22 protein-coding genes and 1 pseudogene are annotated in these 24,676 nt (G+C 62.8%); 17 read left to right on the plus strand and 6 right to left on the minus strand.

What is annotated here, in order from left to right; translation table 11 throughout:
• Together HFK74_RS30275 and HFK74_RS30280 are read left to right on the plus strand one after the other, a co-directional pair.
• On the plus strand, positions 1 to 1,263 hold the full coding sequence (locus tag HFK74_RS30275; RefSeq protein ID WP_180206744.1) for a histidine kinase: 1,263 nt from the start codon (positions 1 to 3) through the stop codon (positions 1,261 to 1,263).
• Positions 1,260 to 1,898: a response regulator transcription factor gene (locus tag HFK74_RS30280; protein ID WP_180206745.1), complete on the plus strand. Its 639-nt coding sequence runs from the start codon at positions 1,260 to 1,262 to the stop codon at positions 1,896 to 1,898. The genes HFK74_RS30275 and HFK74_RS30280 overlap by 4 nt, the downstream gene beginning before the upstream one ends.
• Positions 1,899 to 2,054: 156 nt before the next feature.
• On the opposite strand, the gene HFK74_RS30285 is transcribed toward HFK74_RS30280, so the two are convergent.
• Entirely contained in the window at positions 2,055 to 2,702 is a 648-nt protein-coding gene (locus HFK74_RS30285) for a pentapeptide repeat-containing protein (RefSeq protein ID WP_180206746.1), read from the minus strand.
• A gap of 138 nt (positions 2,703 to 2,840) precedes the next feature.
• Positions 2,841 to 4,733, minus strand: coding sequence for a quinoprotein ethanol dehydrogenase (exaA, locus tag HFK74_RS30290; RefSeq protein WP_180206747.1), 1,893 nt, complete (start codon positions 4,731 to 4,733; stop codon positions 2,841 to 2,843).
• A gap of 254 nt (positions 4,734 to 4,987) precedes the next feature.
• Here exaA and pedF point away from each other — a divergent pair, with 254 nt between their 5' ends.
• From pedF to pqqE, 11 genes are all read left to right on the plus strand, one after another.
• Complete coding sequence (gene pedF, locus HFK74_RS30295) at positions 4,988 to 5,449, plus strand: cytochrome c-550 PedF (protein ID WP_180206748.1); 462 nt, start codon at positions 4,988 to 4,990, stop codon at positions 5,447 to 5,449.
• Between the two features lie 3 nt (positions 5,450 to 5,452).
• Positions 5,453 to 6,328 (plus strand): ABC transporter substrate-binding protein, encoded by an 876-nt coding sequence (locus tag HFK74_RS30300; protein ID WP_180206749.1) that lies wholly within the window; start codon positions 5,453 to 5,455, stop codon positions 6,326 to 6,328.
• A 9-nt stretch (positions 6,329 to 6,337) separates the two neighbouring features.
• Complete coding sequence (locus HFK74_RS30305; RefSeq protein WP_180206750.1) at positions 6,338 to 7,099, plus strand: quinoprotein dehydrogenase-associated SoxYZ-like carrier; 762 nt, start codon at positions 6,338 to 6,340, stop codon at positions 7,097 to 7,099.
• A 16-nt stretch (positions 7,100 to 7,115) separates the two neighbouring features.
• Positions 7,116 to 8,054, plus strand: coding sequence for a quinoprotein relay system zinc metallohydrolase 1 (locus tag HFK74_RS30310; protein WP_180206751.1), 939 nt, complete (start codon positions 7,116 to 7,118; stop codon positions 8,052 to 8,054).
• A gap of 266 nt (positions 8,055 to 8,320) precedes the next feature.
• Positions 8,321 to 10,096: a PQQ-dependent methanol/ethanol family dehydrogenase gene (locus HFK74_RS30315; protein WP_180206752.1), complete on the plus strand. Its 1,776-nt coding sequence runs from the start codon at positions 8,321 to 8,323 to the stop codon at positions 10,094 to 10,096.
• A gap of 264 nt (positions 10,097 to 10,360) precedes the next feature.
• Positions 10,361 to 11,881: an aldehyde dehydrogenase family protein gene (locus HFK74_RS30320; protein WP_110754382.1), complete on the plus strand. Its 1,521-nt coding sequence runs from the start codon at positions 10,361 to 10,363 to the stop codon at positions 11,879 to 11,881.
• A 245-nt stretch (positions 11,882 to 12,126) separates the two neighbouring features.
• Positions 12,127 to 12,198: a pyrroloquinoline quinone precursor peptide PqqA gene (gene pqqA, locus HFK74_RS30325; protein ID WP_003253598.1), complete on the plus strand. Its 72-nt coding sequence runs from the start codon at positions 12,127 to 12,129 to the stop codon at positions 12,196 to 12,198.
• A 55-nt stretch (positions 12,199 to 12,253) separates the two neighbouring features.
• A complete protein-coding gene (pqqB, locus tag HFK74_RS30330) occupies positions 12,254 to 13,168 on the plus strand; it encodes a pyrroloquinoline quinone biosynthesis protein PqqB (protein WP_180206753.1) in 915 nt (304 codons plus the stop codon).
• Positions 13,169 to 13,284: 116 nt separating this feature from the next.
• Positions 13,285 to 14,037 carry a pyrroloquinoline-quinone synthase PqqC gene (gene pqqC, locus HFK74_RS30335; protein WP_180206754.1) on the plus strand — a complete coding sequence of 251 codons (753 nt, stop codon included), beginning with the start codon at positions 13,285 to 13,287 and terminating at the stop codon, positions 14,035 to 14,037.
• Positions 14,034 to 14,306: a pyrroloquinoline quinone biosynthesis peptide chaperone PqqD gene (gene pqqD, locus HFK74_RS30340; protein ID WP_180206755.1), complete on the plus strand. Its 273-nt coding sequence runs from the start codon at positions 14,034 to 14,036 to the stop codon at positions 14,304 to 14,306. Before pqqC ends, pqqD begins: the two co-directional genes overlap by 4 nt.
• Positions 14,284 to 15,426, plus strand: coding sequence for a pyrroloquinoline quinone biosynthesis protein PqqE (gene pqqE / locus HFK74_RS30345; protein ID WP_180206756.1), 1,143 nt, complete (start codon positions 14,284 to 14,286; stop codon positions 15,424 to 15,426). The genes pqqD and pqqE overlap by 23 nt, the downstream gene beginning before the upstream one ends.
• Positions 15,427 to 15,442: 16 nt before the next feature.
• On the opposite strand, the pseudogene HFK74_RS33510 reads toward pqqE, so the two are convergent.
• Positions 15,443 to 15,574: pseudogene (locus HFK74_RS33510) on the minus strand (metal ABC transporter ATP-binding protein); the annotation flags it as partial.
• Positions 15,575 to 15,639: 65 nt separating this feature from the next.
• Between HFK74_RS33510 and ercA the strand changes: the two are divergent.
• The 4 genes from ercA to HFK74_RS30365 all read left to right on the plus strand — a co-directional run bounded on the left by ercA (position 15,640) and on the right by HFK74_RS30365 (position 21,812).
• The gene (gene ercA / locus HFK74_RS30350; protein ID WP_180206757.1) at positions 15,640 to 16,803 is read left to right on the plus strand and encodes an alcohol dehydrogenase-like regulatory protein ErcA; all 1,164 of its coding nucleotides are present in this window, start codon (positions 15,640 to 15,642) and stop codon (positions 16,801 to 16,803) included.
• Positions 16,787 to 18,523 (plus strand): NahK/ErcS family hybrid sensor histidine kinase/response regulator, encoded by a 1,737-nt coding sequence (locus HFK74_RS30355; RefSeq protein ID WP_180206758.1) that lies wholly within the window; start codon positions 16,787 to 16,789, stop codon positions 18,521 to 18,523. Before ercA ends, HFK74_RS30355 begins: the two co-directional genes overlap by 17 nt.
• 140 nt (positions 18,524 to 18,663) lie before the next feature.
• Positions 18,664 to 20,703, plus strand: a complete 2,040-nt coding sequence (locus HFK74_RS30360; protein WP_180206759.1) for an NADPH-dependent 2,4-dienoyl-CoA reductase — start codon at positions 18,664 to 18,666, stop codon at positions 20,701 to 20,703.
• Positions 20,704 to 20,885: 182 nt separating this feature from the next.
• Positions 20,886 to 21,812 carry a 1-aminocyclopropane-1-carboxylate deaminase/D-cysteine desulfhydrase gene (locus HFK74_RS30365; protein ID WP_180206760.1) on the plus strand — a complete coding sequence of 309 codons (927 nt, stop codon included), beginning with the start codon at positions 20,886 to 20,888 and terminating at the stop codon, positions 21,810 to 21,812.
• 8 nt (positions 21,813 to 21,820) lie between these two features.
• Here the strand turns inward: HFK74_RS30365 and HFK74_RS30370 are convergent, their stop codons facing one another.
• The 3 genes from HFK74_RS30370 to HFK74_RS30380 form a co-directional block, all read right to left on the minus strand.
• A complete protein-coding gene (locus tag HFK74_RS30370) occupies positions 21,821 to 22,381 on the minus strand; it encodes a cytochrome b (RefSeq protein ID WP_180206761.1) in 561 nt (186 codons plus the stop codon).
• A gap of 193 nt (positions 22,382 to 22,574) precedes the next feature.
• Positions 22,575 to 23,402, minus strand: a complete 828-nt coding sequence (phnX, locus tag HFK74_RS30375) for a phosphonoacetaldehyde hydrolase (protein WP_180206762.1) — start codon at positions 23,400 to 23,402, stop codon at positions 22,575 to 22,577.
• A gap of 139 nt (positions 23,403 to 23,541) precedes the next feature.
• Positions 23,542 to 24,651, minus strand: coding sequence for a 2-aminoethylphosphonate--pyruvate transaminase (locus HFK74_RS30380; RefSeq protein ID WP_180206763.1), 1,110 nt, complete (start codon positions 24,649 to 24,651; stop codon positions 23,542 to 23,544).
• Positions 24,652 to 24,676: the final 25 nt, after the last annotated feature.

Consider the following 24,676-nt stretch of genomic DNA (forward strand, 5'->3'; position numbering starts at 1 on the left):
ATGTCGGCCCTGTGGCGGATCAATCTGTGGGTCTGCGGCTTTTTCGCGCTGGTCACCTTGGCCTGCATGGCCTTGTTGGTGCATCAGGCACTGGAGGATGTGGCGCGTGAACTGCAATCGGCCGAAGCGGTGGTCGAGTACCTGAGCGAAACCGCCGAGCGTGACCCCGTCAGCCTGCAACCGCGGCTGACCCAAGGCTTGCGCCACGTTCGCGTGCACTGGCTGGCGGCGGATGAAAAACCACTGCAACCGGTGCAGGAGGGACTCGATGCCTGGTTGGGTCGCCTGCTGTTCGCCGAAGTCCGTCATGCTGCAAAAGTCCTCGATTTGGCAGATGGCCGACGGGTGCTGATTGCTGTCGATCCGCGTGATGAAATCGACGAAGTCTGGGATTCCCTGCAACAGCTGCTCAGCCTGTGCGCAATGGCCCTGGTGGTCAGTCTGCTGACCATCCGCTGGGCCGTGCGCCGGGGCATGGGTGTGCTCGATGAGTTGCTGCGGGCGTTGCAACAGGTGTGCGCCGGACAGCTCAAGGTGCGCCTGCGCCCTGAAGGGGGGCCGGAGGCGCGGCAACTGGCGACGCATTTCAATCGCATGACCGGTGCGCTGGAACAGGCCGGCAGCGACAACGCCCGGCTGACCCAGGCGTTGCTGGCCGTGCAGGAACAGGAACGTACGCAGCTGGCCCAGACCCTGCACGACGATCTCGGTCAGTACCTGGCCGGCATTCGTGCCCAGGCGTGCCTGTTGCGCCTGGCGGCCGATCAACCGCAGACCGTCGAGCGCACGATGCGCGAGCTGGAGCACAACTGCGAACACCTGCAACAAGGCTTTCGGGCACTGGTGCACAACCTCTATCCGGTGGTCCTGCAACATCTGCCGCTGGCCGAAGCCATCACGTTGCTGGTGGAGCAATGGCAGGGCCGGCAGGGCATCGATTGTCGGCTGCGGCTCAGCGCGCAGTTACCGACGCTCTCGGCACCGGACAAAACCCACCTGTACCGCTTGCTGCAGGAAGCCCTGACCAACATCGCCCGGCATGCCGACGCCAGTCAGGTGCAGGTGCGCCTGCAACATCACGGCGCCCGCTTGCGCCTGCTGGTGCGCGATAACGGTCGCGGCGCCGCGCAACCCCAGCGCCCCGGCGTCGGGCTGTATTCGATGCGCGAGCGTGCCCGCAGCCTGGGCGGCGATCTGCGCATCATCAGCCATCCCGGCGCCGGTTGGGCGCTGGCCTTGAACATGCCTTTGGAGGTTTCATGAGTATTCTGCTGGTCGATGACCATGCGGTAGTCCGCCAGGGCTACGCCAGCCTGTTGCGAGCGCTGTTGCCGGCGATGGAAGTTCGCGAGGCGGCAACGGGCGAGGAGGCGTTGCTGCGGGTCCAGGAGAGTGTGCCGCATCTGGTGATCATGGACTTCGGCTTGCCGGGCATCAGTGGCCTGGAAACCACCCGACGTTTGCGCCAGCGCCTGCCGCAACTGCGGGTGCTGTTTTTCAGCATGCACGATGAACTGCCCCTGGTGCGCCAGGCTCTGGAGGCCGGGGCATCGGGCTATCTGACCAAAAGTTCGGCGCCAGAAGTGTTGATCGAGGCGGTGCGCCGCGTGCTCGCCGGCCACGCCTACATCGAACAGCCGCTGGCCACTCAACTGGCCTGCCATGCGCAACAGGATGCCAGCGACCCGCGCTTGCAGAGCATGACCCAGCGCGAGCTGGAGATTTTCGTGATGCTCGCCAAAGGTACCCCGGCGCGGCAGATTGCCGAGCAATTGAGCATCAGCAGCAAGACGGTCTCCAATCACCTGACATTGCTCAAGAGCAAGTTGCAGGTGAGCTCCCATGCCGAACTGGTGCATTTGGGGATTGATATGGGGGTGGTGCGCAAGGCCGGTTGACGCGTTATCACAGACAACACAAATCCCCCTGTGATGATGATCGTTCCCACGCTCCGCGTGGGAATGCAGCCCGGGACGCTCTGCGTCCCAAAAAGCGTGACGCAGAGCGTCACAAGAGGCATTCCCACGCAGAGCGTGGGAACGATCGGTACCCGGTCACCTGTCCCACGTTGTCGGGCACCCCGTGCACCCCTCCATGTTCGCATCCTGAAAATTCGCATAGTGCTGGCGCGAGCCGCTGAGGTTGGCGTGCTCCAGGTTGCTTTCGCCCAACTTGGCTTCTTGCAGGTTGGCGTCGCTGAGGTTGGCGTCCTTGAGGTCGGCCTTGCTCAGCCAGGTCATTTCCAGGTCGGCGGCGCGCAGGTTGCTGTTGTGCAGTTTGGCCCCGGAGAGGCGGGCGAATTGCAGGTAGGCGGCGCTGAGGTCGGCGTTGGCCAATTGCGCGCCCTGGGCGAACAGCCCCCAGCCCTGGATCGCCACCAGCGTGGCGCCGGTGAAATCAGCCAGGCGCGCATTGCTTTGTTGCAGGCTGGCGCGGGTCAGGTTGGCGCCTTGCAGTTGGGCTTTTTCCAGGTTGGCCAGGTCGAGGCGGGCATGTCGCAGGTCGGCCTCGCGCAGGTTGGCGCCGCTGAGGTTCATGTTGCGCAGGTCCTGGTTGCGCAGGTTGGCGCCCTTGAGATTGGCGCCCGGGCACTGGCTGTGTTCGGCGATGGTGCAGCCGTTGATGATCAGTGGGGTGTCGTCGCCTTCGTCGGCGTAAGCCGTGGCAATGCTCAATAGAAGCAGTAGAGGCAGATATTTCATGGCAGGGTCTCCGGGTTCCCTTGTGGGAGCGAGCCTGCTCGCGATGGTCGTCAACGATGACGCGGGGTGTCTGGTGCCCCACGGCGGTCTCAGGTCCATCGCGAGCAGGCTCGCTCCCACAGAGATGGGTGGGGTGGTTTACTTCTGCGCGGTCTGGTTATCCCAGCTCGGAATCTTGAACACCCAGAACGATCCACCCTGGGCCACCGGTTTGGTCAGCTCCGCCATGTCGCCGCCCCACAACGGCACCGCGCCGCCATAGCCGACGGTCACGCCGATGTATTGCTCGCCGTCCTGTTCCCAGGTGATCGGCGGCGAGACGATGCCGCTGCCGGTCTGGAATTTCCACAGCTCCTTGCCGGTCTTCGCATCGAAGGCCTTGAAGAAACCGTCGCCGGTACCGGTGAACACCAGGTTGCCCTTGGTCGCCAGCACGCCGGCCCACAGCGGCAGGTGTTCCTTGTGTTCCCAGACCACTTTGCCGGTGGTTGGGTTCATCGCCCGCAGGGTGCCGACGTGATCGTCGTACATGCGCTTGATACGGAAACCCATGCCCAGGTACGCCGAGCCTTTCTTGTAGTTGACCTCCTCGGTCCAGTACTCCTCTTTCCACTGGTTGCCCGGAATGTAGAACAGCCCGGTGTCCTGGCTGTAGGCCATGGGGTTCCAGTTCTTGCCGCCGAGGAACGGCGGCGAGACTTCCACCGGCTTGCCCTTGGTTTCCCCCGGCAACGGCTTGGCCGGCCGCTGGCCTTCGTTCTCCACCGGGCGGCCGGTCTTGAGGTCGATGTGGCTGGCCCAGGTGATGTTGTCGACAAAGGGGAAGGCGTTCTGCAACTTGCCGTTGTTGCGGTCGACCACATAGAAGAAACCGTTGCGGTCGGCGTGGCCGGTGGCCTTGACCGTCTTGCCGTCCTTGTCCTTGTAGTCGAACAGCACCAGCTCGTTGTTGCCGGAGAAGTCCCAGGCATCGTTCGGCGTGTGCTGGTAGAACCATTTGACCTCGCCGGTGCTCGGGTCGACACCGACCTGGCCCGAGGTGTAGAGGCTGTCGTAGTCGTGCGGGTTGCCGTCCTTTGCGGTGCGCGCCCAGGTGTTCCAGGGGCCCGGGTTGCCGGCGCCGACGATGATGGTGTTGGTTTCGGCATCGAAGCTGGCGCTCTGCCAGGGCGCGCCGCCACCATGGCTCCAGGCCTCGACCTTGCCAGTTTCGGTGGTTGGGTCGTTCGGCCACGACGGCGCCTTGACGTCGCCGGTCGGGGTACTGTCCTTGCCGTTCAGGCGGCCCATGTGGCCCTCGACGAAAGGCCGCATCCAGACTTCTTCGCCGGTGTCCGGATCGCGGGCGTAGAGCTGGCCGACCACGCCAAATTCATCGCCGGAACTGCCATGGATCAGCAGCACCTTGCCGCTGGTCTTGTCCTTGATCAGCACGGGGGCGCCGGTCATGGTGTAGCCGGCGGCGTGGTCGCCGAATTTCTTGTTCCACACCACTTTGCCGGTGTTCTTGTCCAGGGCGATCAGCCGCGCATCGAGGGTGCCGAAGTAGATCTTGTCGCCGAAGATCGCCGCGCCTCGGTTGACTACGTCGCAGCACGGACGAATGTTGTCCGGCAGGCGATGGTTGTAGGTCCACAGGCGTTTGCCGGTCTTGGCATCCAGGGCGAATACCCGCGAATACGAACCGGTGACGTAGACCACGCCGTCGCTGACGATCGCCTGGGATTCCTGGCCGCGCTGTTTCTCGTCGCCAAACGAATAGGACCAGGCCGGGGTCAGCTTGAACACGTTCTTGTCGTTGACCTGGGCCAAGGGGCTCCAGCGCTGGGCGTTGGTGCCCATGCCGTATTGCAGCACATCCCTGGTGGTCAAGTGGTCGTTGGCAATGTCTTCCCAGCTCACATTACGGGTGGCGGTGGCCGGCGCGGTTTCGGCATAACCCGCGGCGCTCAGGGACAGGCTGCCGACCAGCAAAAATGCCTGTACGGCGACGGTCAGGGGGGAAAGGGCGGGTAGCGATCTTATTGTCATGGTTGCAGTTCCCAGTGGAGGTTTTGACCTGCACAGGGTGGGGCGCCGGGGCGGGCGGCGGATACGGAAAATGTCCCGCCGTTGCCGGGAAAAATTCCCATGGGCCACCTGATTTGGCAGTCCATCGAAGGCCTTACTACCAAGGGATTAGACGCCGGCCACCAAAGCAGCATGGGGCCGGAGCGCAGGGGTTTCTAAGATGGCTGCCATAGCCTCTGCCAAGAGGTTTTGCGTGCAATCCTGAGGGCATAACAATGACAACAAAACGCAACGCCTTGCTCGTCACCGGGCTGCTGGCCGGTCTTATCAGTGCAGGCTCCGTTTGGGCCCACGGCAATGTGGTGCCGCAGGCCGTCGAAACCAAGGGACTGACCCCGATCAAGGATGCCGGCGTGCAGCTCGATTCCGACGGTTGGGCCTCGGTGAATCCCTACCGCAAGTCCCCGGAACACGATAAGGCCGTGGAAATCGGCGCGTCGGCCTACAACCAGAACTGCGCGGCCTGCCATGGCCTGGAAGCCAAATCCGGCGGCATCGCCCCCGATTTGCGCATGCTCGATGTCGCTGACGCCGGTGATGAGTGGTTCGTCGAACGTGTGCGCAACGGTGCAGTGCGTGACGGTCGGGTGTACATGCCGAAGATGGCCGACTACCTGAGCCAGGAAGCCCTGTGGGCGGTGCGTACTTACCTGGACAGCGTCCACGTCGAGGAGTGACCCATGCGCCTGCTCGCGGTATTGATCAGCGCTGTGTGGCTGTGCTGCCAGTCGGTGCAGGCGCAAGTTCGCAACTATGACGAAATGATCGCCGCCGGGGAGTTGAAGGTGGCGGTCTACAAGGACTTCGCTCCCTACAGTTTCGAGCAGGCCGGGCAGCCCCGAGGCGTTGACGTGGAACTGGCCCAGGCGTTGGCCAAGGCACTGGGCGTGCGCCTGACGCTGATCTGGGCACCCGCTGGCGAGAAGCTCGACGACGACCTGCGCGATTACATCTGGCGTGCCAGCCCACTGCACAATCAGCAACTGGCCGACCTGATGATGCGGGTGCCTTACGACAAGGATTACGCACAGAAACGCAACGAGTTCGGCGAGATGGAAAACGGCCATGTGGTGATGTTCGGACCGTACCAGAATGAGCAATGGCAAGTCGCCTATGACCGGCGCCGCCTGGACAAGGTCGCCAGCGTCGCGGTGTTCGAGCAGCATTCGATCGGCGTCGAGGTCGACAGCGTGCCGTCGTTCTACCTGACCTCGGTGTTCAACGGCATGCTCGCCGGCAAGACCCGCCACTATCCGGGTGTGCCCCAGGCGTTTGCCGCGATGAAGGCCGGCGAGGTCGACGCGGTCATGGCGATGCGCGGCGAGATCGACTGGCAAGTGCATGAAGCCGCCGACCCGCAACTCGCCCTGGCAGAGAATGCGTATCCGAACATGGGCAAGCAGCTCTGGGAGATCGGCATGGCGGTGCACGAAAGCAATCGGCAACTGGCCTATGCCGTGGAGGAGGCGCTGGAAAGCCTGATCCGCGAGGGCTCGGTGAAAACCATCTACGGCCATTACGGCCTGCGCTACGACGTGCCCGAAATGTATCAATAGGAGCAGGCGATGAATTGGCAAAGGAGTTGTCTGTTGGCCTGCTGTTTGAGCCTGGCGGCCCATGCTGGCGCTGTCGACCCCGGCAAGGACCCGGTGCCATCGGTGATGTGGGGCTTCTATCACAAGCAAATGCTCGGTGATGCGCCGTTCGTTTTCGACGAGCGGGTCAAGCTGCTGGCGCCGCCGTTCGCCGAAGATGCCCGACAGGTGCCGATTGAAATCGACGCCCGGGCATTCAAGGGCGAGGTGGTGAAAATCCTCGCCTGGGCGGAACTCAATCCCTTGCCGAAAATCGTCGATTTCGAACCGCTGGCCGGTGTGCTGCCGTGGCTGTCGATCCGCATCCGCGTCGAACAGGCCACGCCCTTGCGCGCGGCGGTGCTGACCCGTGACGGCGTGTGGCATGTCGGGTCGACCCTGATCGATGCGGCCGGTGGCGGCTGCACCGCGCCGAGCGTGGTGCGCACCCAGGCCGGTTGGGAAGAGCACATCGGCGAAGTGCTGGGCGGGAGGTATCCGCGTGAGGACTTCAGCCGCGTGCGCTTGCAGGTGGCGCATCCGATGGACAACGGCATGGTCAGTGGCATCCCGGAATTTTTCCTCAACCATGCCGAACTGCGCGACCAGCACGATCAACTGCTGGCGCGCCTGGAACTGTTCCCCGCCGTCAGCGAAAACCCCAGCCTGGCCTTTGATCTCGAAGGGGCAGGGCAGACGCGCCTGTTGCTGCGCGATAACAGCGGCAATCAATTCGATGCGTCGATCCCCTGAACGCGAGGAGCCTGTCATGCGCTGGATGCTGCTGTTGTTCATCGGACTGGGCCTGCCAGCCATGGCCGATCTCGAATACTCGCTCAAGCCCCGGCAGATCGCCGAAGACACCTGGTTGCTGGAAGGCAGCACCGACAATTTCGCCAAGGACAATGGCGGCAACATCGTCAACACGGCGTTCATCGTCACCGAGCGTGGCGTGGTAGTGATCGATACCGGACCGTCGAAGCGCTATGGCGAGGCCATGCGCCGGGCCATTGCGGCGACCACCGACAAGCCGGTGATCCAGGTCCTGTTGACCCATCATCACCCCGACCATGTGCTGGGCAACCAGGCGTTTGCCGATGTGCCGATTGGCGCCTTGGCCGGCACCACCGAACTCATGCAAAAGCAGGGCGATGCCATGGCCGAGAACATGTATCGGCTGGTGGGTGACTGGATGCGTGGCACCGAAGTGCTGTTGCCGACCCGGACGCTGACGCCTGGTGTGGAAAGTTTTGGGAACCACGATTTGCGCTTGCTGAGCCTGGGTGGGCATACGGGCGCGGATCTGGCTATTCTCGACCAGCGAACCGGCGTGCTGTTTGCCGGGGACCTGGTGTTTTATCAACGGGCACTGACCACGCCCAACAGTCCGGGGCTGTCGGTGTGGCTGGCCGACATCGCGACCTTGCAGGGGCTGCCCTGGCAACTGATCGTGCCCGGCCACGGCCCGCTGGCCAGCGATCCGCAACCCTTCGTGCAGATGCGCGATTACCTGGGCTGGCTGGATCAACTGATGCGCGACGGTGCGGCCCATGGCAACGACATGGCCGAGATGATCCGCAGCCCCATTCCCGAACGATTCTCCGGGATCAGCCTCAGCCGTTATGAGCTGATTCGCAGCGTCAGTCATTTGTACCCGAGATATGAGCGGGTCCAGATGACGCGAGTGGATTCCAACGCCAGCAACTGACTCTTGATACCGATCGTTCCCACGCTCTGCGTGGGAATGCCTCAACGGACGCTCCGCGTTCGGCTTTTGATTTGGGACGCGGAGCGTCCCGGGCTGCATTCCCACGCAGAGCGTGGGAACGATCAGTCAACCCACACCAGAACCTGTACCAAGGAACTAGAAATCTCCACATTGCGGGCAATTGTTGTCCGGGCGGCGGCGCCCAAGAATCTGCACCACACCGGGAAAATTTCCCGGAAATAACAAAAACTGCAGAGGAAGCCGTCATGACTCAACCCGCACGTCGCCAGCCCTTCGTCTTGAGCCTGTTGCTCAGTGCCATGCTGTTGTCCGGTCAGGCATTGGCCGGGGTTTCTGACCAGGACATTCTCCAGGACCCGAAAAATCCCGAGCAAATCGTCACCAACGGCCTGGGTGTGCAGGGGCAGCGCTACAGCCCACTGGACATTCTCAACGTCGACAACGTCAAGGACCTGCGACCGGCGTGGGCGTTCTCTTTCGGTGGCGAAAAGCAGCGTGGCCAGCAAGCGCAGCCGATGGTCAAGGACGGTGTGATGTACCTGACCGGCTCCTATTCACGGGTGTTTGCCGTGGATGCACGCACCGGCAAGAAACTCTGGCAATACGACGCGCGCCTGCCGGATGACATTCGTCCCTGCTGCGACGTGATCAACCGTGGTGTCGCGCTGTACGGCGACCTGGTGATCTTCGGCACCCTCGACGCCAAGCTCGTGGCGCTCAACAAAGACACCGGCAAGGTGGTCTGGAGCAAGAAAGTCGCCGACCACAAGGACGGCTACTCGATCAGCGCCGCGCCGCTGGTGATCAACGGCAAGCTGATTACTGGCGTGGCCGGTGGCGAATTCGGCGTGGTCGGCAAGATCGAAGCCTACGACCCGAAAAACGGTGATCTGCTGTGGACCCGGCCGACGGTCGAAGGCCATATGGGTTACGTCTACAAGGACGGCAAAGCCGTGGAAAACGGCATCTCCGGCGGCGAAGCGGGCAAGAGCTGGCCGGGCGACCTGTGGAAGACCGGCGGCGCGGCACCGTGGCTGGGCGGCTATTACGACCCGGAAACCAACCTGCTGCTATTCGGCACCGGCAACCCGGCGCCGTGGAACTCGCACCTGCGCCCTGGCGACAACCTCTACTCGTCGTCGCGCCTGGCGCTCAACCCGGACGACGGCACCATCAAGTGGCACTTCCAGAGCACGCCCCACGACGGTTGGGACTATGACGGCGTCAACGAACTGGTGTCGTTCAACTACACCGAGGGCGGCAAGGAGATCAAGGCCGCGGCCACCGCTGACCGCAACGGGTTCTTCTACGTGCTGGATCGCACCAACGGCAAATTCATCCGTGGCTTCCCGTTCGTGGACAAGATCACCTGGGCCACTGGCCTGGATAAAACCGGCCGGCCGATCTACAACGAAGCCAGCCGTCCTGGCGCACCGGGTACAGAAGCCAAAGGCAGCTCGGTGTTCGTAGCGCCGGCATTCCTCGGTGCGAAAAACTGGATGCCGATGGCCTACAACCGCGACACCGGGTTGTTCTACGTGCCGTCCAACGAATGGGGCATGGATATCTGGAACGAAGGCATCGCCTACAAGAAAGGCGCGGCGTTCCTCGGCGCCGGCTTCACCATCAAGCCATTGAATGAAGACTACATCGGCGTATTGCGGGCAATCGATCCGAAAACCGGCAAGGAAGTCTGGCGCCACAAGAACTTCGCGCCGCTGTGGGGCGGTGTGCTGACCACCAAGGGCAACCTGGTGTTCACCGGCACGCCGGAAGGTTTCCTGCAGGCGTTCAACGCCAAGACCGGTGAGAAAGTCTGGGAATTCCAGACCGGCTCCGGCGTGCTCGGCTCGCCCGTGACCTGGGAAATGGACGGCGAACAGTACGTCTCGGTGCTCTCCGGCTGGGGCGGCGCCGTGCCGCTGTGGGGCGGTGAGGTGGCCAAGCGGGTGAAGGACTTCAACCAGGGCGGCATGCTCTGGACCTTCAAGCTGCCGAAAGACCTCGTGGCCAAGCACTAACCCCATCCCCCCCGCTGATCGTTCCCACGCTCTGCGTGGGAATGCCTCAACGGACGCTCCGCGTTCGGCTTTTGATTTGGGACGCGGAGCGTCCCGGGCTGCATTCCCACGCAGAGCGTGGGAACGATCAAACAGGGGGGCGGTGTGAAATATACGACCAAATAACGAGAGCCCCTCCTGCCAACGATGCATTCGTCTGGCGCGCGGGGCTCTCTAGTATCGGTTCATCGCCTGTACAGGCATCGACCCAGACAGAGGCCCACCATGATCTACGCCCAACCCGGAACACCCGGCGCCGTCGTGACTTTCAAGCCACGCTACGGCAACTTCATCGGCGGCGAATTCGTCGCGCCGGTCAATGGCGAGTACTTCACCAACACCTCGCCGGTCAACGGTGAAGTGATCGCCGAATTCCCGCGCTCCAGCGCCGCCGACATCGACAAGGCCCTCGACGCCGCCCATGCCGCCGCTGATGCCTGGGGCAAGACCTCGGCCCAGGATCGCTCGCTGGTGTTGTTGAAAATCGCCGACCGCATCGAGCAGAACCTGGAAATCCTCGCCGTCACCGAAACCTGGGACAACGGCAAGGCGGTGCGTGAAACCCTCAACGCCGACGTGCCACTGGCGGCCGACCATTTCCGTTACTTCGCCGGCTGCATCCGCGCCCAGGAAGGCGGCGCCGCCGAGATCAACGAGCTGACCACCGCCTATCACTTCCACGAACCCCTGGGCGTGGTCGGGCAGATCATTCCGTGGAACTTCCCGCTGCTGATGGCCGCCTGGAAACTCGCGCCAGCGCTGGCCGCGGGTAACTGCATCGTGCTCAAGCCCGCCGAGCAAACGCCGCTGTCGATCATGGTCTTCGCCGAACTGATCGCCGACTTGCTGCCGGCGGGTGTGCTAAACATCGTCCAGGGCTTCGGTCGCGAAGCCGGCGAGGCCCTGGCCACCAGCAAGCGCATCGCCAAGATCGCCTTCACCGGCTCGACCCCGGTGGGTGCGCACATCATGCATTGCGCCGCCGAGAACATCATTCCGAGCACCGTCGAACTGGGCGGCAAGTCGCCAAACATCTTCTTCGAAGACATCATGAACGCGGAGCCTGCGTTCATCGAAAAAGCCGCTGAAGGCCTGGTGCTGGCGTTCTTCAACCAGGGCGAAGTGTGCACCTGTCCGTCGCGGGCATTGGTCCAGGAGTCGATCTACGAACCTTTCATGGCCGAGGTCATGAAGAAGATCGTCAAGATCAAGCGCGGCAACCCGCTGGACACCGAGACCATGGTCGGCGCCCAGGCCTCCGAACAGCAATACGACAAGATTCTGTCGTACCTGACCATCGCCCAGGAGGAGGGCGCCGAGCTGCTCACCGGCGGCGCGGCCGAGCGCCTGGAAGGCGACCTGTCCAGCGGCTATTACATCCAGCCGACGCTGCTCAAGGGCCACAACAAAATGCGCGTGTTCCAGGAAGAGATCTTCGGGCCGGTGGTGGGCGTCACCACCTTCAAGGACGAAGCCGAAGCCCTGGCGATTGCCAACGACAGCGAGTTCGGCCTCGGTGCCGGCCTCTGGACCCGCGACATCAACCGCGCCTATCGCATGGGCCGGGCGATCAAGGCCGGGCGCGTGTGGACCAACTGCTACCACCTGTACCCGGCGCATGCGGCGTTCGGCGGCTACAAGAAGTCCGGCGTCGGCCGGGAGAACCACAAGATGATGCTCGACCATTATCAGCAGACCAAGAACCTGCTGGTGAGCTACGACATCAATCCGCTGGGGTTCTTCTAACCCTTTCAAAAACACCACAACCCCCTGTAGGAGTGAGCCTGCTCGCGATAGCGGTCCGACATTCAACATCAACGTTGAATGTCCAGACCTCATCGCGAGCAGGCTCACTCCTACATTGTTTTTGTGTGTCAGCACCCCCTACCAACGCACCCCCAAACCTCCTTCGAAAGTAGCATTCGGGCGCCCGGCGCACCGTGCATTAATGGTGCTACCGGACTCACCCGGCACAAGAAGAGGAATGACCCATGTGGACTAAACCCGCGTTTACCGATCTGCGCATTGGCTTCGAAGTGACGATGTATTTCGCCAACCGTTGATTGTCCGCCCGGCCAGCCGTTGCGTTGGCCGGGCCTGCCTTCTGGAGCATTGCCCATGCACATCCGCGTTCTCGGTTCCGCCGCTGGCGGTGGTTTCCCACAGTGGAACTGCAACTGCCGCCAGTGCACCGGTGTGCGTAATGGCAGCCTGCGGTCCCGGCGACGCACGCAGTCCTCGATTGCCCTGAGCGACAACGGTGTGGACTGGGTGCTGTGCAATGCTTCGCCGGACATCCGCGCGCAACTCGAGGGTTTTGCGCCGCTGCAACCGGCGCGCCGCTTGCGTGACAGCGCCATCGCCGGCGTGGTGCTGCTGGACAGCCAGATCGATCACTGCACCGGTCTGCTGAGCCTGCGTGAAGGCTGCCCACATGAGGTGTGGTGCACCGAGCGGGTTCATCAGGACCTCAGCAGCGGCTTCCCGCTGTTCACCATGCTCAGGCACTGGAACGGTGGGTTGCAGTGGCAGCCGATAGCGCTGGAGCGTGAGCCGTTCAGTATCGGCGCCTGCGCGCACCTGCGGTTTCACGCGATTCCATTGGTCAGCAACGCACCGCCGTATTCGCCCAATCGCGGTGATCCGCAACCGGGCGATACCATCGGTTTGTTCGTTGAAGACCAGCGCAGCGGCGCCTCGCTGTTTTACGCACCTGGCCTGGGGCAGGTCGATGATCAGGTACTGGCCTGGATGCAGCGCGCCGATTGCCTGTTGCTGGACGGCACTCTGTGGCGCGACGACGAGATGCGCATTTGTGAAGTCGGCCAGAGCCTGGGCAGCGAAATGGGCCATCTGGCACAAAGCGGGCCCGGTGGCATGCTGGAAGTACTGGAAGGTTTCCCTCGCCAGCGCAAGGTGCTGATCCACATCAACAACACCAATCCGATCCTCGATGAAGACTCGGCCGAGCGGGCGTTGCTGGAGCGGCGGGGGATCGAGGTGGCTTATGACGGCATGAGTATCGAGTTGTAGCGGATGGCCTCATCGCGAGCAGGCTCGCTCCTACAATGGATCGCATTCCCCTGTAGGAGCGAGCCTGCTCGCGATGAGGCCAGACCAGAAACCTCAAAGCCTCCAGGAGACCCGAAATGACCGATACAGCATTGACCCGCACCGAATTCGAAACCGCCCTGCGCGCCAAAGGCGCCTACTACCACATTCATCACCCATTCCACCAAGCCATGTACGCCGGCCGCGCCACTCGCGCACAGATCCAGGGCTGGGTCGCCAATCGCTTTTACTACCAGGTCAACATCCCGCTCAAGGATGCCGCCATCCTCGCCAATTGCCCCGACCGTGAAGTGCGCCGCGAATGGTTGCAACGCATTCTCGATCACGACGGGGTCCCCGGCAGCGAAGGCGGCATCGAAGCCTGGCTGCGCCTGGGCGAGGCGGTGGGGCTGGATCGCCAGCAAATTCTCTCCCAGGAGCTGGTGCTGCCCGGCGTACGTTTCGCCGTGGATGCCTACGTCAATTTCGCCCGTCGTGCCTGCTGGCAGGAAGCGGCCAGCAGCTCGCTGACCGAGTTGTTCGCCCCGCAGATCCATCAATCGCGGCTCGATGCCTGGCCGACCCATTACCCGTGGATCGACGTCGCCGGCTACGACTACTTCCGTACGCGGCTGAGCCAGGCCCGGCGCGATGTCGAGCACGGATTGCGCATCACCCTGGCACACTACGTCACCCTCGAGGCCCAACAACGCATGCTGCAGATCCTGCAATTCAAGCTCGACGTGCTGTGGGGCATGCTCGATGCCATGAGCATGGCCTACGAGCTGGAACGCCCGCCGTATCACACCGTCACCCGCGACAACGTCTGGCACCGGGGGATTGCCCTGTGAGCCTGATCGACCGCGAGCAGTCACCTTCATTGCGCCGGGGCTTTCGCCTGCAATGGGAGCCGCGCCAGGACTGCCACGTGCTGCTGTACCCCGAAGGCATGATCAAGCTCAACGCCAGTGCCGGGCAGATTCTCGATCTGCTGGACGGCCAGCGCAGCGTCGCGGCGATCATCGATCGGCTGACGGCGAGTTTCCCTGACGTGCCGGGAATCGACGAGGACGTGCTGGCCTTCCTGGAGGTGGCCCATGCGCAATTCTGGATCGAGTGACGCGCTGCCGGGGCCACCCTTGTGGCTGTTGGCGGAGCTGACCTATCGCTGTCCGTTGCAGTGTCCGTATTGCTCCAACCCCTTGGATTTCGCCCGGCACGGCGAGGAACTGAGTACGGAGGAATGGATTCGCGTATTTCGTGAGGCGCGGGACATGGGCGCCGCGCAATTGGGCTTTTCCGGTGGCGAGCCACTGGTTCGGCAAGACCTGGCCGAGTTGATCAAGGCCGCGCGGGACATGGGTTACTACACCAACCTGATCACCTCGGGCATCGGCCTGACCGAGCAGAAGGTGCGGGACTTCAAGGTCGCCGGGCTCGATCACATCCAGATCAGTTTCCAGGCCGCCGACGAAGCGGTGAACAACATGCTCGCCGGCTCGCGCAAGGCCTTCGCGCAGAAACTGGCGATGGCCCGGGCGGTGAAAGCCCAGGGTTATCCGATGGTGCTCAATTTCGTCACCCATCGACACAACATTGATGACATCGCCAGGATCATCGACTTGTGCCTGGAGCTGGAAGCGGACTTCGTCGAGTTGGCCACCTGCCAGTTCTATGGCTGGGCCGAGCTCAACCGCGTCGGCCTGTTGCCGACCCGCGAGCAATTGCAACGCGCCGAGCGCATCACCAACGAGTATCGCCAGCGGCTTGAGGCGCAAGGCCACCCGTGCAAGCTGATATTCGTCACCCCGGATTACTACGAAGAGCGTCCGAAAACCTGCATGAACGGTTGGGCCAATCTGTTCCTCGACATCACCCCGGACGGTACGGCGTTACCTTGTCACAGCGCCCGGCAATTGCCGGTGCAGTTTCCCAATGTGCGCGAACACAGCATCGAACATATCTGGAACGATTCGTTTGGCTTCAACCGTTTTCGTGGTGATGCCTGGATGAAGGAACCCTGTCGTTCTTGCGATGAGAAGCACAAGGACCTGGGTGGCTGCCGCTGCCAGGCGTTCATGTTGACGGGGGATGCGGAGAATGCCGACCCGGTGTGCAGCAAGTCGCCGCACCATGGCGTTATCCTCAAGGCCCGGGAGGAGGCCGATGCGCCGGGGCTGGGCATGGAACACCTGACGTTGCGCAATGAGAAGGCTTCGCGCCTGATCTACCGCGGCTAATCCGAGTGACACCTCCCTGTAGGAGCGAGCTTGCTCGCGAAGGCGGCGTAACATTCAAAATTGATGTCTTCTGACACTCCGCTTTCGCGAGCAAGCTCGCTCCTACAGGGGATCTGCAGCGAAGCTCGGCAGTTGACCTTGGTCTGATTGCATTAATGGCCGGATGGGTTAGTGTGGCTTTACCTTCCAAAACAATAAAAAACAGGCTTTCCAATGAGCCAGAGTCTCAGCCAGCTGCGTAAATTCGTTTCGCCTGAAATCATCTTCGGTGCCGGCTGCCGGCACAACGTCGGCAACTACGCCAAGACCTTTGGCGCGCGCAAGGTCCTGGTGGTCAGCGACCCCGGGGTAATTGCCGCCGGTTGGGTCGCGGATGTCGAAGCCAGCCTGCAAGCCCTGGGCATCGAATATTGCCTTTACAGCGGCGTTTCGCCCAACCCGCGGGTGGAAGAGGTGATGCTGGGTGCCGAGCTGTACCGGGAAAACCACTGCGATGTGATCGTCGCCGTCGGCGGTGGCAGCCCGATGGATTGCGGTAAAGGCATCGGCATCGTCGTCGCCCATGGCCGCAACATCCTCGAGTTCGAAGGGGTGGACACCATCCGCGTGCCCAGCCCGCCGCTGATCCTGATTCCGACCACCGCCGGCACCTCGGCCGACGTTTCGCAATTCGTGATCATCTCCAATCAGCAGGAGCGCATGAAGTTCTCCATCGTCAGCAAGGCGGTGGTGCCGGATGTGTCGCTGATCGACCCCGAAACGACCCTGAGCATGGACCCGTTCCTGTCGGCCTGTACCGGTATCGACGCGCTGGTGCACGCCATCGAAGCCTTCGTGTCCACCGGGCACGGGCCACTGACCGATCCCCATGCGCTGGAAGCCATGCGCCTGATCAACGGCAACCTGGTGCAGATGATCGCCAACCCGACGGACATCGCCCTGCGCGAGAAAATCATGCTCGGCAGCATGCAGGCCGGGCTGGCGTTCTCCAACGCGATCCTTGGCGCGGTGCATGCCATGTCCCACAGTCTCGGCGGCTTTCTCGACCTGCCCCATGGGCTGTGCAACGCGGTGCTGGTGGAACACGTCGTGGCGTTCAACTACAGCTCGTCACCGGATCGTTTCAAGGTCATCGCCGAGACCTTTGGCATCGACTGCCGGGGCCTGAACCAGCGGCAGATCTGCGGGCGCCTGGTCGAGCATCTGATCGCTCTTAAACACGCCATTGGTTTCCATGAAACCCTCGGTTTGCATGGGGTCAGTACGTCGGACATTCCCTTCCTGTCGCAACACGCCATGGATGACCCGTGCATCCTCACCAACCCGCGCGAATCCAGTCAGCGTGATGTCGAGGTCGTCTATGGCGAAGCCCTCTGACGAGCAACAACGGGCGCTGGCCGGACTGCTTGGATTAGGCAGCCATTCGGCGCGCAAGAGCCATTACCCGGAACTGGCCGCGCGCCTGGATGAACTGGAAGCCGAGCGCAACCGCTACAAATGGCTATTCGAAAACGCGGTCCACGGGATTTTCCAGGCCAGCCTGCAAGACGGCATGCGCGCCGCCAACCCGGCAATGGCGCGCATGCTCGGCTATCAAGACCCGCAGGAGGTGCTGTTCTCCCTGGCGGACCTGGCCAGCAACCTGTTTGTCGGCGGTGCGCAGGAGCTGGAAGACATTGGCGAAATCCTCACCCACCAGGGCAGCCTGCACGGCTATGAAACCCAGTTGCGGCGCAAGGATGGCAGCTGTCTCGACGTGCTGATGAACCTGCTGCTCAAGCCCGGTCAGGAAGGGCTGGTGGAAGGATTTGTCGCCGACATCACCGAACGCAAACTCGCCCAGCAACGCCTGCAGCAACTCAACGACGAGCTGGAGCAGCGGGTTACCGCGCGCACCGATGAACTGCTTGAAGCCAACCGCAACCTGCAACAGCAGATCACCCAGCGTAAACAGATCGCTGAAGCCTTGCGCGATGCCCGTGACGCCGCGGAGGCGGCCAATCACAGCAAGGACAAATACCTCGCCGCCGCCAGTCACGACCTGCTGCAACCCCTCAACGCCGCGCGGTTGCTGATCTCCACCTTGCGTGAGCGCAAGCTGCCCGAGGTCGAGCAGGTGCTGGTCGAACGTACTCACCAGGCACTGGAAGGCGCCGAGGATCTGCTCACCGATTTGCTGGATATCTCAAGGCTTGATCAAGCGGCGGTCAAGCCGGATGTCGCGCTGTACCGTCTCGACGAATTGCTCGGGCCACTGGTTTCGGAGTTCCAGTCCGTGGCCGAGGCCGCCGGCTTGCGTTTGCGTGTGCACATGGGCGACTACGCCATTTGCACGGACTTGCGCCTGATGACCCGGATCCTGCGCAACTTCCTCAGCAACGCCTGCCGCTACACCGACGAAGGCAGCATCCTGCTGGCGGCACGGCGCCGGGGCGACAGGCTGCGCCTGGAAGTGTGGGATACCGGGCGCGGGATCCCGGCCGATCGCCTCGATTCGATCTTCCTCGAATTCAATCAACTGGACGTCGGCCGTGCGGCCGACCGCAAGGGCGTGGGGCTGGGGCTGGCGATCGTCGAGCGCATCGCGAAAATCCTCAATTACCGGATCCAGGTGCATTCACTGCCGGGCCGGGGTTCGATGTTCAGCATCGAGGTGCCGATTTCCCGTGAGGTGCCGTTGCCCATCAGCCTTGCGGCGCCTCAACCGGGCACGGGCAATCCGTTGCCGGGCCGGCGCTTATTGGTGCTGGATAATGAAGTGAGCATCCTCGAGAGCATGGGTGCATTGCTCGGGCAGTGGGGCTGCGACGTCGTCACGGCCACCGATGAAGCTTCGGCGGTCGCGGCCCTGGCGGGCCAGGCACCGGAACTGATCCTGGCGGACTATCACCTTGACCACGGCGTGGTGGGATGTGATGTGGTCAGGCATCTGCGCGAGCATTACGCCCAGTCAATTCCTGCGGTGATCATCACTGCGGACCGTACGGATCAGTGCCGGCGCGCATTGCAACGGCTCGAAGCGCCGTTGCTGAACAAACCGGTGAAACCCGGCAAGTTGCGTGCGGTGTTGAGTCAGTTGTTGGGCGCGCCAGCTTGAGCGCAGCTGCACATTTCGATCATTAAGTTGTCAGTTTCGGTCATTGAGTGCCGACGGTGCGGCTCTTAGTCTGTCGAACATGACTGACGAGAGCCGTAGAGCTCCCGCTTTTTCCGTGATCGCTCGCTGTGGAGTTACCGATGACCGCCGCTCACTACCCGCACCTGCTGGCCCCGCTGGACCTGGGATTCACCACGTTGCGCAACCGCACCCTGATGGGTTCGATGCACACCGGCCTTGAGGAAAAGCCCGGTGGTTTCGAGCGCATGGCGGCGTACTTCGCCGAGCGTGCCCGTGGCGGTGTCGGCCTGATGGTCACCGGGGGCATCGGCCCGAACGACGAGGGCGGTGTGTATTCCGGTGCGGCCAAGCTGACCACCGAGGAAGAAGCGCTCAAGCACCAGATCGTGACCCGCGCGGTGCACGAGGCGGGCGGCAAGATCTGCATGCAGATCCTCCACGCCGGTCGTTATGCCTACAGCCCGAAACAGGTCGCGCCAAGCGCCATCCAGGCGCCGATCAACCCGTTCAAGCCTAAAGAGCTGGACGAGGAAGGCATCGAGAAACAGATCCGCGATTTCGTCACCTGCTCGACCCTGGCCCAGCAGGCCGAGTACGACGGCGTGGAAATCATGGGCTCCGAAGGTTATTTCATTAACCAGTTCCTCGCCGCCCACACCAACCACCGCACCGACCGCTGGGGCGGCAGCTACGAAAACCGCATGCGCCTGCCGGTGGAAATCGTGCGCCGTGTGCGTGAGGCGGTTGGCCCGAACTTCATCATCATTTTCCGCCTGTCGATGCTCGACCTGGTCGAAGGCGGCAGCACCTGGGACGAAATCGTGCTGTTGGCCAAGGCCATCGAGCAGGCCGGTGCGACGATCATCAACACCGGTATCGGCTGGCACGAAGCGCGGATTCCGACCATTGCCACCAAGGTGCCGCGCGCAGCCTTCAGCAAGGTCACGGCCAAGCTGCGCGGCTCGGTGAACATTCCGCTGATCACCACCAACCGCATCAACACCCCGGAAGTCGCCGAGCAGATCCTGGCCGAAGGCGATGCCGACATGGTGTCCATGGCGCGGCCGTTCCTGGCCGACCCGGACTTCGTCAACAAGGCCGCTGAAGGTCGTGCCGATGAAATCAACACCTGCATCGGTTGCAACCAGGCCTGCCTGGACCACACCTTCGGCGGCAAGTTGACCAGTTGCCTGGTCAACCCGCGTGCCTGCCACGAAACCGAACTCAACTATGTGCCGGTGCAGCAGATCAAGAAAATCGCCGTGGTCGGTGCCGGGCCTGCCGGCTTGTCCGCCGCGACCGTGGCGGCCGAGCGTGGCCATGCGGTGACGCTGTTCGATTCGGCCAGCGAAATCGGTGGCCAGTTCAACGTCGCCAAGCGGGTGCCGGGCAAGGAAGAGTTCTTCGAGACCCTGCGTTACTTCGGTCGCAAACTGCAGACCACCAACGTCGAGGTGTGCCTGAACACCCGCGTCGATGTGGCCAGGCTGGTCGAGGGCGGCTACGACGAGATCATCCTGGCCACCGGCATTGCGCCGCGGTTGCCGGCGATCGAGGGGGTGGAGAATGCCAAGGTGTTGAGCTACCTGGACGTGCTGCTTGAGCGCAAGCCGGTGGGCAAGCGTGTCGCGGTGATTGGTGCCGGTGGTATCGGTTTCGACGTCTCGGAATTCCTGGTCCACCAGGGCGAGGCCACCAGCCTGAACCGCGATGAGTTCTGGAAGGAGTGGGGCATCGATACGCACCTTGAAGCACGCGGCGGTGTCGCCGGGATCAAGGCGGCACCCCATGCCCCGGCCCGCGAAGTGTTCCTGCTGCAACGCAAGAAATCCAAGGTTGGCGACGGCCTGGGCAAGACCACCGGCTGGATTCACCGCACCGGTCTGAAGAACAAGCAGGTGCAGATGCTCAACAGCGTCGAGTACCTGAAGATCGACGACCAAGGCCTGCACATCCGCATCGGCGAAACCGGTGAACCGCAGGTGTTGCCGGTGGACAACATCGTGATCTGCGCCGGTCAGGATCCGCTGCGCGAGTTGCAGGACGGCCTGGTGGCGGCGGGGCAGAACGTGCACCTGATCGGCGGCGCGGATGTCGCGGCGGAGCTGGATGCCAAGCGGGCGATCAACCAGGGCTCGCGGTTGGCTGCGCAGTTGTAATCCGCAGGACCAACGTGCCAATGGCTTTCGCGGGCAAGCCCGCTCCCACAGGTTCCATGTTGTTCATGCATTTTGTGATCAACATTAATCCATTGTGGGAGCGGGCTTGCCCCGGGCGGCGTTCCGACGAAGGCGTCGTCAAGGCTGCTAAGATGCCGGCTCTTTACCCTGGGCCGGCATCAATGCTTTCTCCTCCCGCAAACTGGCTACCCCAAGCCCCCCTCGACCATCTCCCTCTCGACTGGCTCAAAACCGCCAACATCGAACTCGCCATCCTGCGCCTGGACCAGATCGACCCGCTGATCAGCGGCAACAAATGGTTCAAGCTCAACGAACACCTCAAGGCCGCTGATCATGCAGGCGCCAAGGGCATCATCAGCCTCGGTGGCGCGCATTCCAATCACCTGCATGCGCTGGCCGCTGCCGGCAAGCGATTCGGTTTTGCCACGGTCGGCCTGTTGCGCGGGCATGCTCAGCAAACGCCGACGGTGAACGATTTACAGGCGTTCGGCATGCAACTGCACTGGCTGGGTTACGGCGGCTATCGGGCGCGGCATGAAGCGGGTTTCTGGGAGCCATGGCAGGCGCAATATCCCGGTCTGCTTGCGGTCCCGGAAGGCGGCGGCGGTTTGCCGGGAGCCCAGGGCTGCGTGCAGCTCAAGGAATTGGCCTGCCGGCAACTGGCTGGCCTGGGGTGGAGCGACTACGACGGTTGGTGGCTGGCCTGTGGGACTGGCACGACCCTGGCCGGACTGGTCATGGCCGAAGCGGGGGAGCACCCGGTCTACGGCGCCCTGGCGGTGCCCGATGATCACGGTGTAGCGCAGCAGGTCGAACGCATCGTCGAGCAAGCGGGCGTGCATCATCCGTCTTATGAACTGTTCGACGCCAGCCGGGGTGGCTTTGCCAAGGTCGACCCGCTGTTGCTCGAATTCATCGAGCAGACCGAACAAGCCAGCGGCATTGCCCTGGAACCGCTGTACACCGGCAAGGCGTTGCTGGCGCTCAGGCAGCAGGTCGAGGCGGGGAGGTTTGCCCCAGGCACGCGGCTGATCTTTATCCACACCGGCGGTTTGCAGGGCCGCCGGGGATTCAGTCCACAAACCTGACAGGTGTTTCAGGTATCGCTGTTCACCCGCTTGGGCATCATCCGCAGCAAGGTGTTATCGCCCACCACATAGTGGTGATACAGCCCGGCAACGGCGTGCAGGCCGATCAGCCAGTAGCCGATGGTGCCACCGAGCACGTGCCAACCCTGCATCTGCTTGGCCAGGTCCTTGTTTTCCGCGACCAGAAGGGGCAGGTCGAAGCCGTAGAACATCACCTGGTTACCTTTGGCGCTGGTGACCAGCCAGCCAAGAATCGGCATGGCGATCATGAAAATGTACAGCGCCCAGTGCATCAATCTGGCCAGCACCGTTTGCCAGCGAGGCGACGCCGGAAAGATCTGCGGTGCCGGGCCGAGGCTGCGGGCGAACAAGCGTAGCCAGACCAGCACGAACACGGTCAGGCCGAGCATGAAGTGCGATTCCACGATCAGCGTTCGACCACCGCTGCCCTTGGGAAACAGGCCGCGCAGTTCGATAGCGGCGTAAACCAGCGCCAGCAGGACCAGCATCAACCAATGCAGCGCGATCGAGACGGTACTGTAGCGCGAGTCGGAATTTTTCCACGGCATACGGTGTTCCTCACAGGGGGGTAGCCACCGTTAACTGTAATCCTGTTTCACCGGGTTTGCCTGAGGCTATTTGACGCGCAATGCCCTCTGTAGGAGCCAGGCTTGCCGGCGAAGAACGATGACGCGGTGTGACAGGTACACCGCGGCGCCTGGTTCGCGGGCAAGCCTCGCTCCTACAGGGGGGGGCGGTGAATCAATTGGTCTGTGGCATCTCGCCTTTGGCCAGGCGCTGGTTGATGTCGGCAATCACTTGCGGCAAATCGGTGATGGTGTCGATCATGTAGTGCGGGCGCGAGCCTTCGAACAGGGCGTGGATGCGCTTGCGCTCGCTGTCCAGCGTGTCGCTGTCCAGGGCACGGTAGCCGTCGTAGTCCAGGCCCAGCGCGTTGCCCGAGCAGATCAGCGCCACGGTCCACATGCCGGCACGACGGCCTTCGAGAATGCCCGGCACGGTGTCGTCGATCTTCACGCAGGCGGCAACATCGTCGATGCCCAGGGCTATCACGTTGGCCAATGCCTGGGCGGGCCATGGGCGGCCGTTCGGCACTTCGTCGGTGGCGACCACATGGTCGGCCACGTAGCCGTTGGTGGCGGCCAGCTCGACGACTTTATCCATGACCTGTTTCGGATAACCGGAGCAGGAGCCGATCTTGATCCCCTGTTGGCGCAGGTTGGCGATGGTGTCCAGGGCGCCGGGAATCAGCGCCGAGTGTTCGGCGATTTTCTCGATCTGCAGTGGCATGAAGCGCTGGTAGATGGCGGTGACGTCATCGTCGGTCGGCGTACGGCCGAACACCTTGCGATAGCGCTCGGCGACTTGCGGCTGGTCGCACAGGGTGCGGATGTGGTCCCACTTGCCCATGCCCATCGGGCCACGGGCCTCTTCGATGGAGACCTGGACGTCGAACTCGGCGAAGGCCTCGACGAAAATCTGCGTCGGCGCGAACGAGCCGAAGTCGACCACGGTGCCGGCCCAGTCGAGGATGGCGGCTTGGAGTTTGGTTGGGGTGGTGTAGTTCATGGTGATCAAATTCCTGAATTGGCAATACGATTCAATGTAGGAGTGAGCCTGCTCGCGATGAGGCCCTGTCAGTCGACATCAATGGTGAATGTCGGGCCGCTATCGCGAGCAGGCTCACTCCTACAAGGGAAAGGGGGGGTTAGATCTCTAGGACTTCCATCTCGCGCAGCACTTCGGCAATCGCCGCCACCGCTTCGCGCATTTCCGAAGGTTGCACATGGCCGATGCAGCCGACGCGGAACGTCTCGATCTGGGTCAGCTTGCCGGGGTAGAGGATGTAACCCTTGGCCTTGACCCGCTCGTAGAACTCCTTGAACTGATAACGCGGATCTTTCGGGGCATGGAACGTGGCGATGATCGGCGCCTGGATGGCGGCTGGCAGGAAGCTGCGCAGGCCAAGGGTGGCCATCTCTTCCATCAGGGCCTGGCAGTTGGCGGCATAGCGCTGGTGCCGGGCGGGCAGGCCGCCTTCTTCATTGTATTGCAGCAGGGCTTCGTGCAGCGCGGCGACCACGTGGGTCGGCGGGGTGAAGCGCCATTGCCCGGTCTTGACCATGTAGGTGTGTTGGTCGTGCAGGTCCATCGCCAGGGAGTGCGAGTTGCCGGCGGCGTTGGCCAGGGATTCCTTGCGGGCGAAAACGAAACCCATGCCCGGAACGCCTTCCAGGCATTTGCCGGAAGCGGCGATCAGCGCATCGAACGGCACCTGTTGGGCGTCCACCGGCAGCGCGCCGAAGGAGCTCATGGCATCGATGATCAGGCGTTTGCCGTGTTGTGCGACCACCTGGGCGATTTCCGGCAGCGGATTGAGGATGCCGGTGCTGGTTTCGCAGTGAATCAGTGCGACGTGGGTGATGCCGCCGTCGGCCCGCAGCAGGCGGTCGACGTCGGCGGCGGTGGTCGGTTCGTCTTCGGCGGTTTCGAAGGTGCTGAACGAGCGCCCCAGCACGTCGCAGATCTTCGCCAGGCGCTTGCCGTAGGCGCCGTTGATCAGCACCAGGACCTTGCCGTCGCGTGGCACCAGCGTGCCGATCGCCGCTTCGACGGCGAAGGTGCCGCTGCCTTGCAGGGGCACGCAGTGGTGGCTGTTCGCGCCGTTGATGATCGCCAGCAGTTGCTCGCACAGGCTGGCGGTCAGTTGGTTGAAGCGGTCATCCCATGAACCCCAGTCAACCATCATCGCCTGGCGGGTGCGGGCCGAAGTAGTCAACGGGCCGGGGGTGAGCAGGATGGGGGCGGCAGTACTCATTCTCGTGTCCTCGCAATCGATGGGA

This window comes from Pseudomonas sp. SbOxS1, assembly GCF_013416725.1.
Taxonomy (GTDB): Bacteria; Pseudomonadota; Gammaproteobacteria; order Pseudomonadales; family Pseudomonadaceae; genus Aquipseudomonas.

Excerpts from the sequence above, each read along its gene's own strand:
- HFK74_RS30275 (WP_180206744.1), top strand. The coding sequence starts at position 1 with ATGTCGGCCCTGTGGCGGATCAATCTGTGGGTCTGCGGCTTTTTCGCG.
- HFK74_RS30280 (WP_180206745.1), top strand. The coding sequence starts at position 1,260 with ATGAGTATTCTGCTGGTCGATGACCATGCGGTAGTCCGCCAGGGCTAC.
- HFK74_RS30285 (WP_180206746.1), bottom strand. The coding sequence starts at position 2,702 with ATGAAATATCTGCCTCTACTGCTTCTATTGAGCATTGCCACGGCTTAC.
- exaA (WP_180206747.1), bottom strand. The coding sequence starts at position 4,733 with ATGACAATAAGATCGCTACCCGCCCTTTCCCCCCTGACCGTCGCCGTA.
- pedF (WP_180206748.1), top strand. The coding sequence starts at position 4,988 with ATGACAACAAAACGCAACGCCTTGCTCGTCACCGGGCTGCTGGCCGGT.
- HFK74_RS30300 (WP_180206749.1), top strand. The coding sequence starts at position 5,453 with ATGCGCCTGCTCGCGGTATTGATCAGCGCTGTGTGGCTGTGCTGCCAG.
- HFK74_RS30305 (WP_180206750.1), top strand. The coding sequence starts at position 6,338 with ATGAATTGGCAAAGGAGTTGTCTGTTGGCCTGCTGTTTGAGCCTGGCG.
- HFK74_RS30310 (WP_180206751.1), top strand. The coding sequence starts at position 7,116 with ATGCGCTGGATGCTGCTGTTGTTCATCGGACTGGGCCTGCCAGCCATG.
- HFK74_RS30315 (WP_180206752.1), top strand. The coding sequence starts at position 8,321 with ATGACTCAACCCGCACGTCGCCAGCCCTTCGTCTTGAGCCTGTTGCTC.
- HFK74_RS30320 (WP_110754382.1), top strand. The coding sequence starts at position 10,361 with ATGATCTACGCCCAACCCGGAACACCCGGCGCCGTCGTGACTTTCAAG.
- pqqB (WP_180206753.1), top strand. The coding sequence starts at position 12,254 with ATGCACATCCGCGTTCTCGGTTCCGCCGCTGGCGGTGGTTTCCCACAG.
- pqqC (WP_180206754.1), top strand. The coding sequence starts at position 13,285 with ATGACCGATACAGCATTGACCCGCACCGAATTCGAAACCGCCCTGCGC.
- pqqE (WP_180206756.1), top strand. The coding sequence starts at position 14,284 with ATGCGCAATTCTGGATCGAGTGACGCGCTGCCGGGGCCACCCTTGTGG.
- ercA (WP_180206757.1), top strand. The coding sequence starts at position 15,640 with ATGAGCCAGAGTCTCAGCCAGCTGCGTAAATTCGTTTCGCCTGAAATC.
- HFK74_RS30355 (WP_180206758.1), top strand. The coding sequence starts at position 16,787 with ATGGCGAAGCCCTCTGACGAGCAACAACGGGCGCTGGCCGGACTGCTT.
- HFK74_RS30360 (WP_180206759.1), top strand. The coding sequence starts at position 18,664 with ATGACCGCCGCTCACTACCCGCACCTGCTGGCCCCGCTGGACCTGGGA.
- HFK74_RS30365 (WP_180206760.1), top strand. The coding sequence starts at position 20,886 with ATGCTTTCTCCTCCCGCAAACTGGCTACCCCAAGCCCCCCTCGACCAT.
- HFK74_RS30370 (WP_180206761.1), bottom strand. The coding sequence starts at position 22,381 with ATGCCGTGGAAAAATTCCGACTCGCGCTACAGTACCGTCTCGATCGCG.
- phnX (WP_180206762.1), bottom strand. The coding sequence starts at position 23,402 with ATGAACTACACCACCCCAACCAAACTCCAAGCCGCCATCCTCGACTGG.
- HFK74_RS30380 (WP_180206763.1), bottom strand. The coding sequence starts at position 24,651 with ATGAGTACTGCCGCCCCCATCCTGCTCACCCCCGGCCCGTTGACTACT.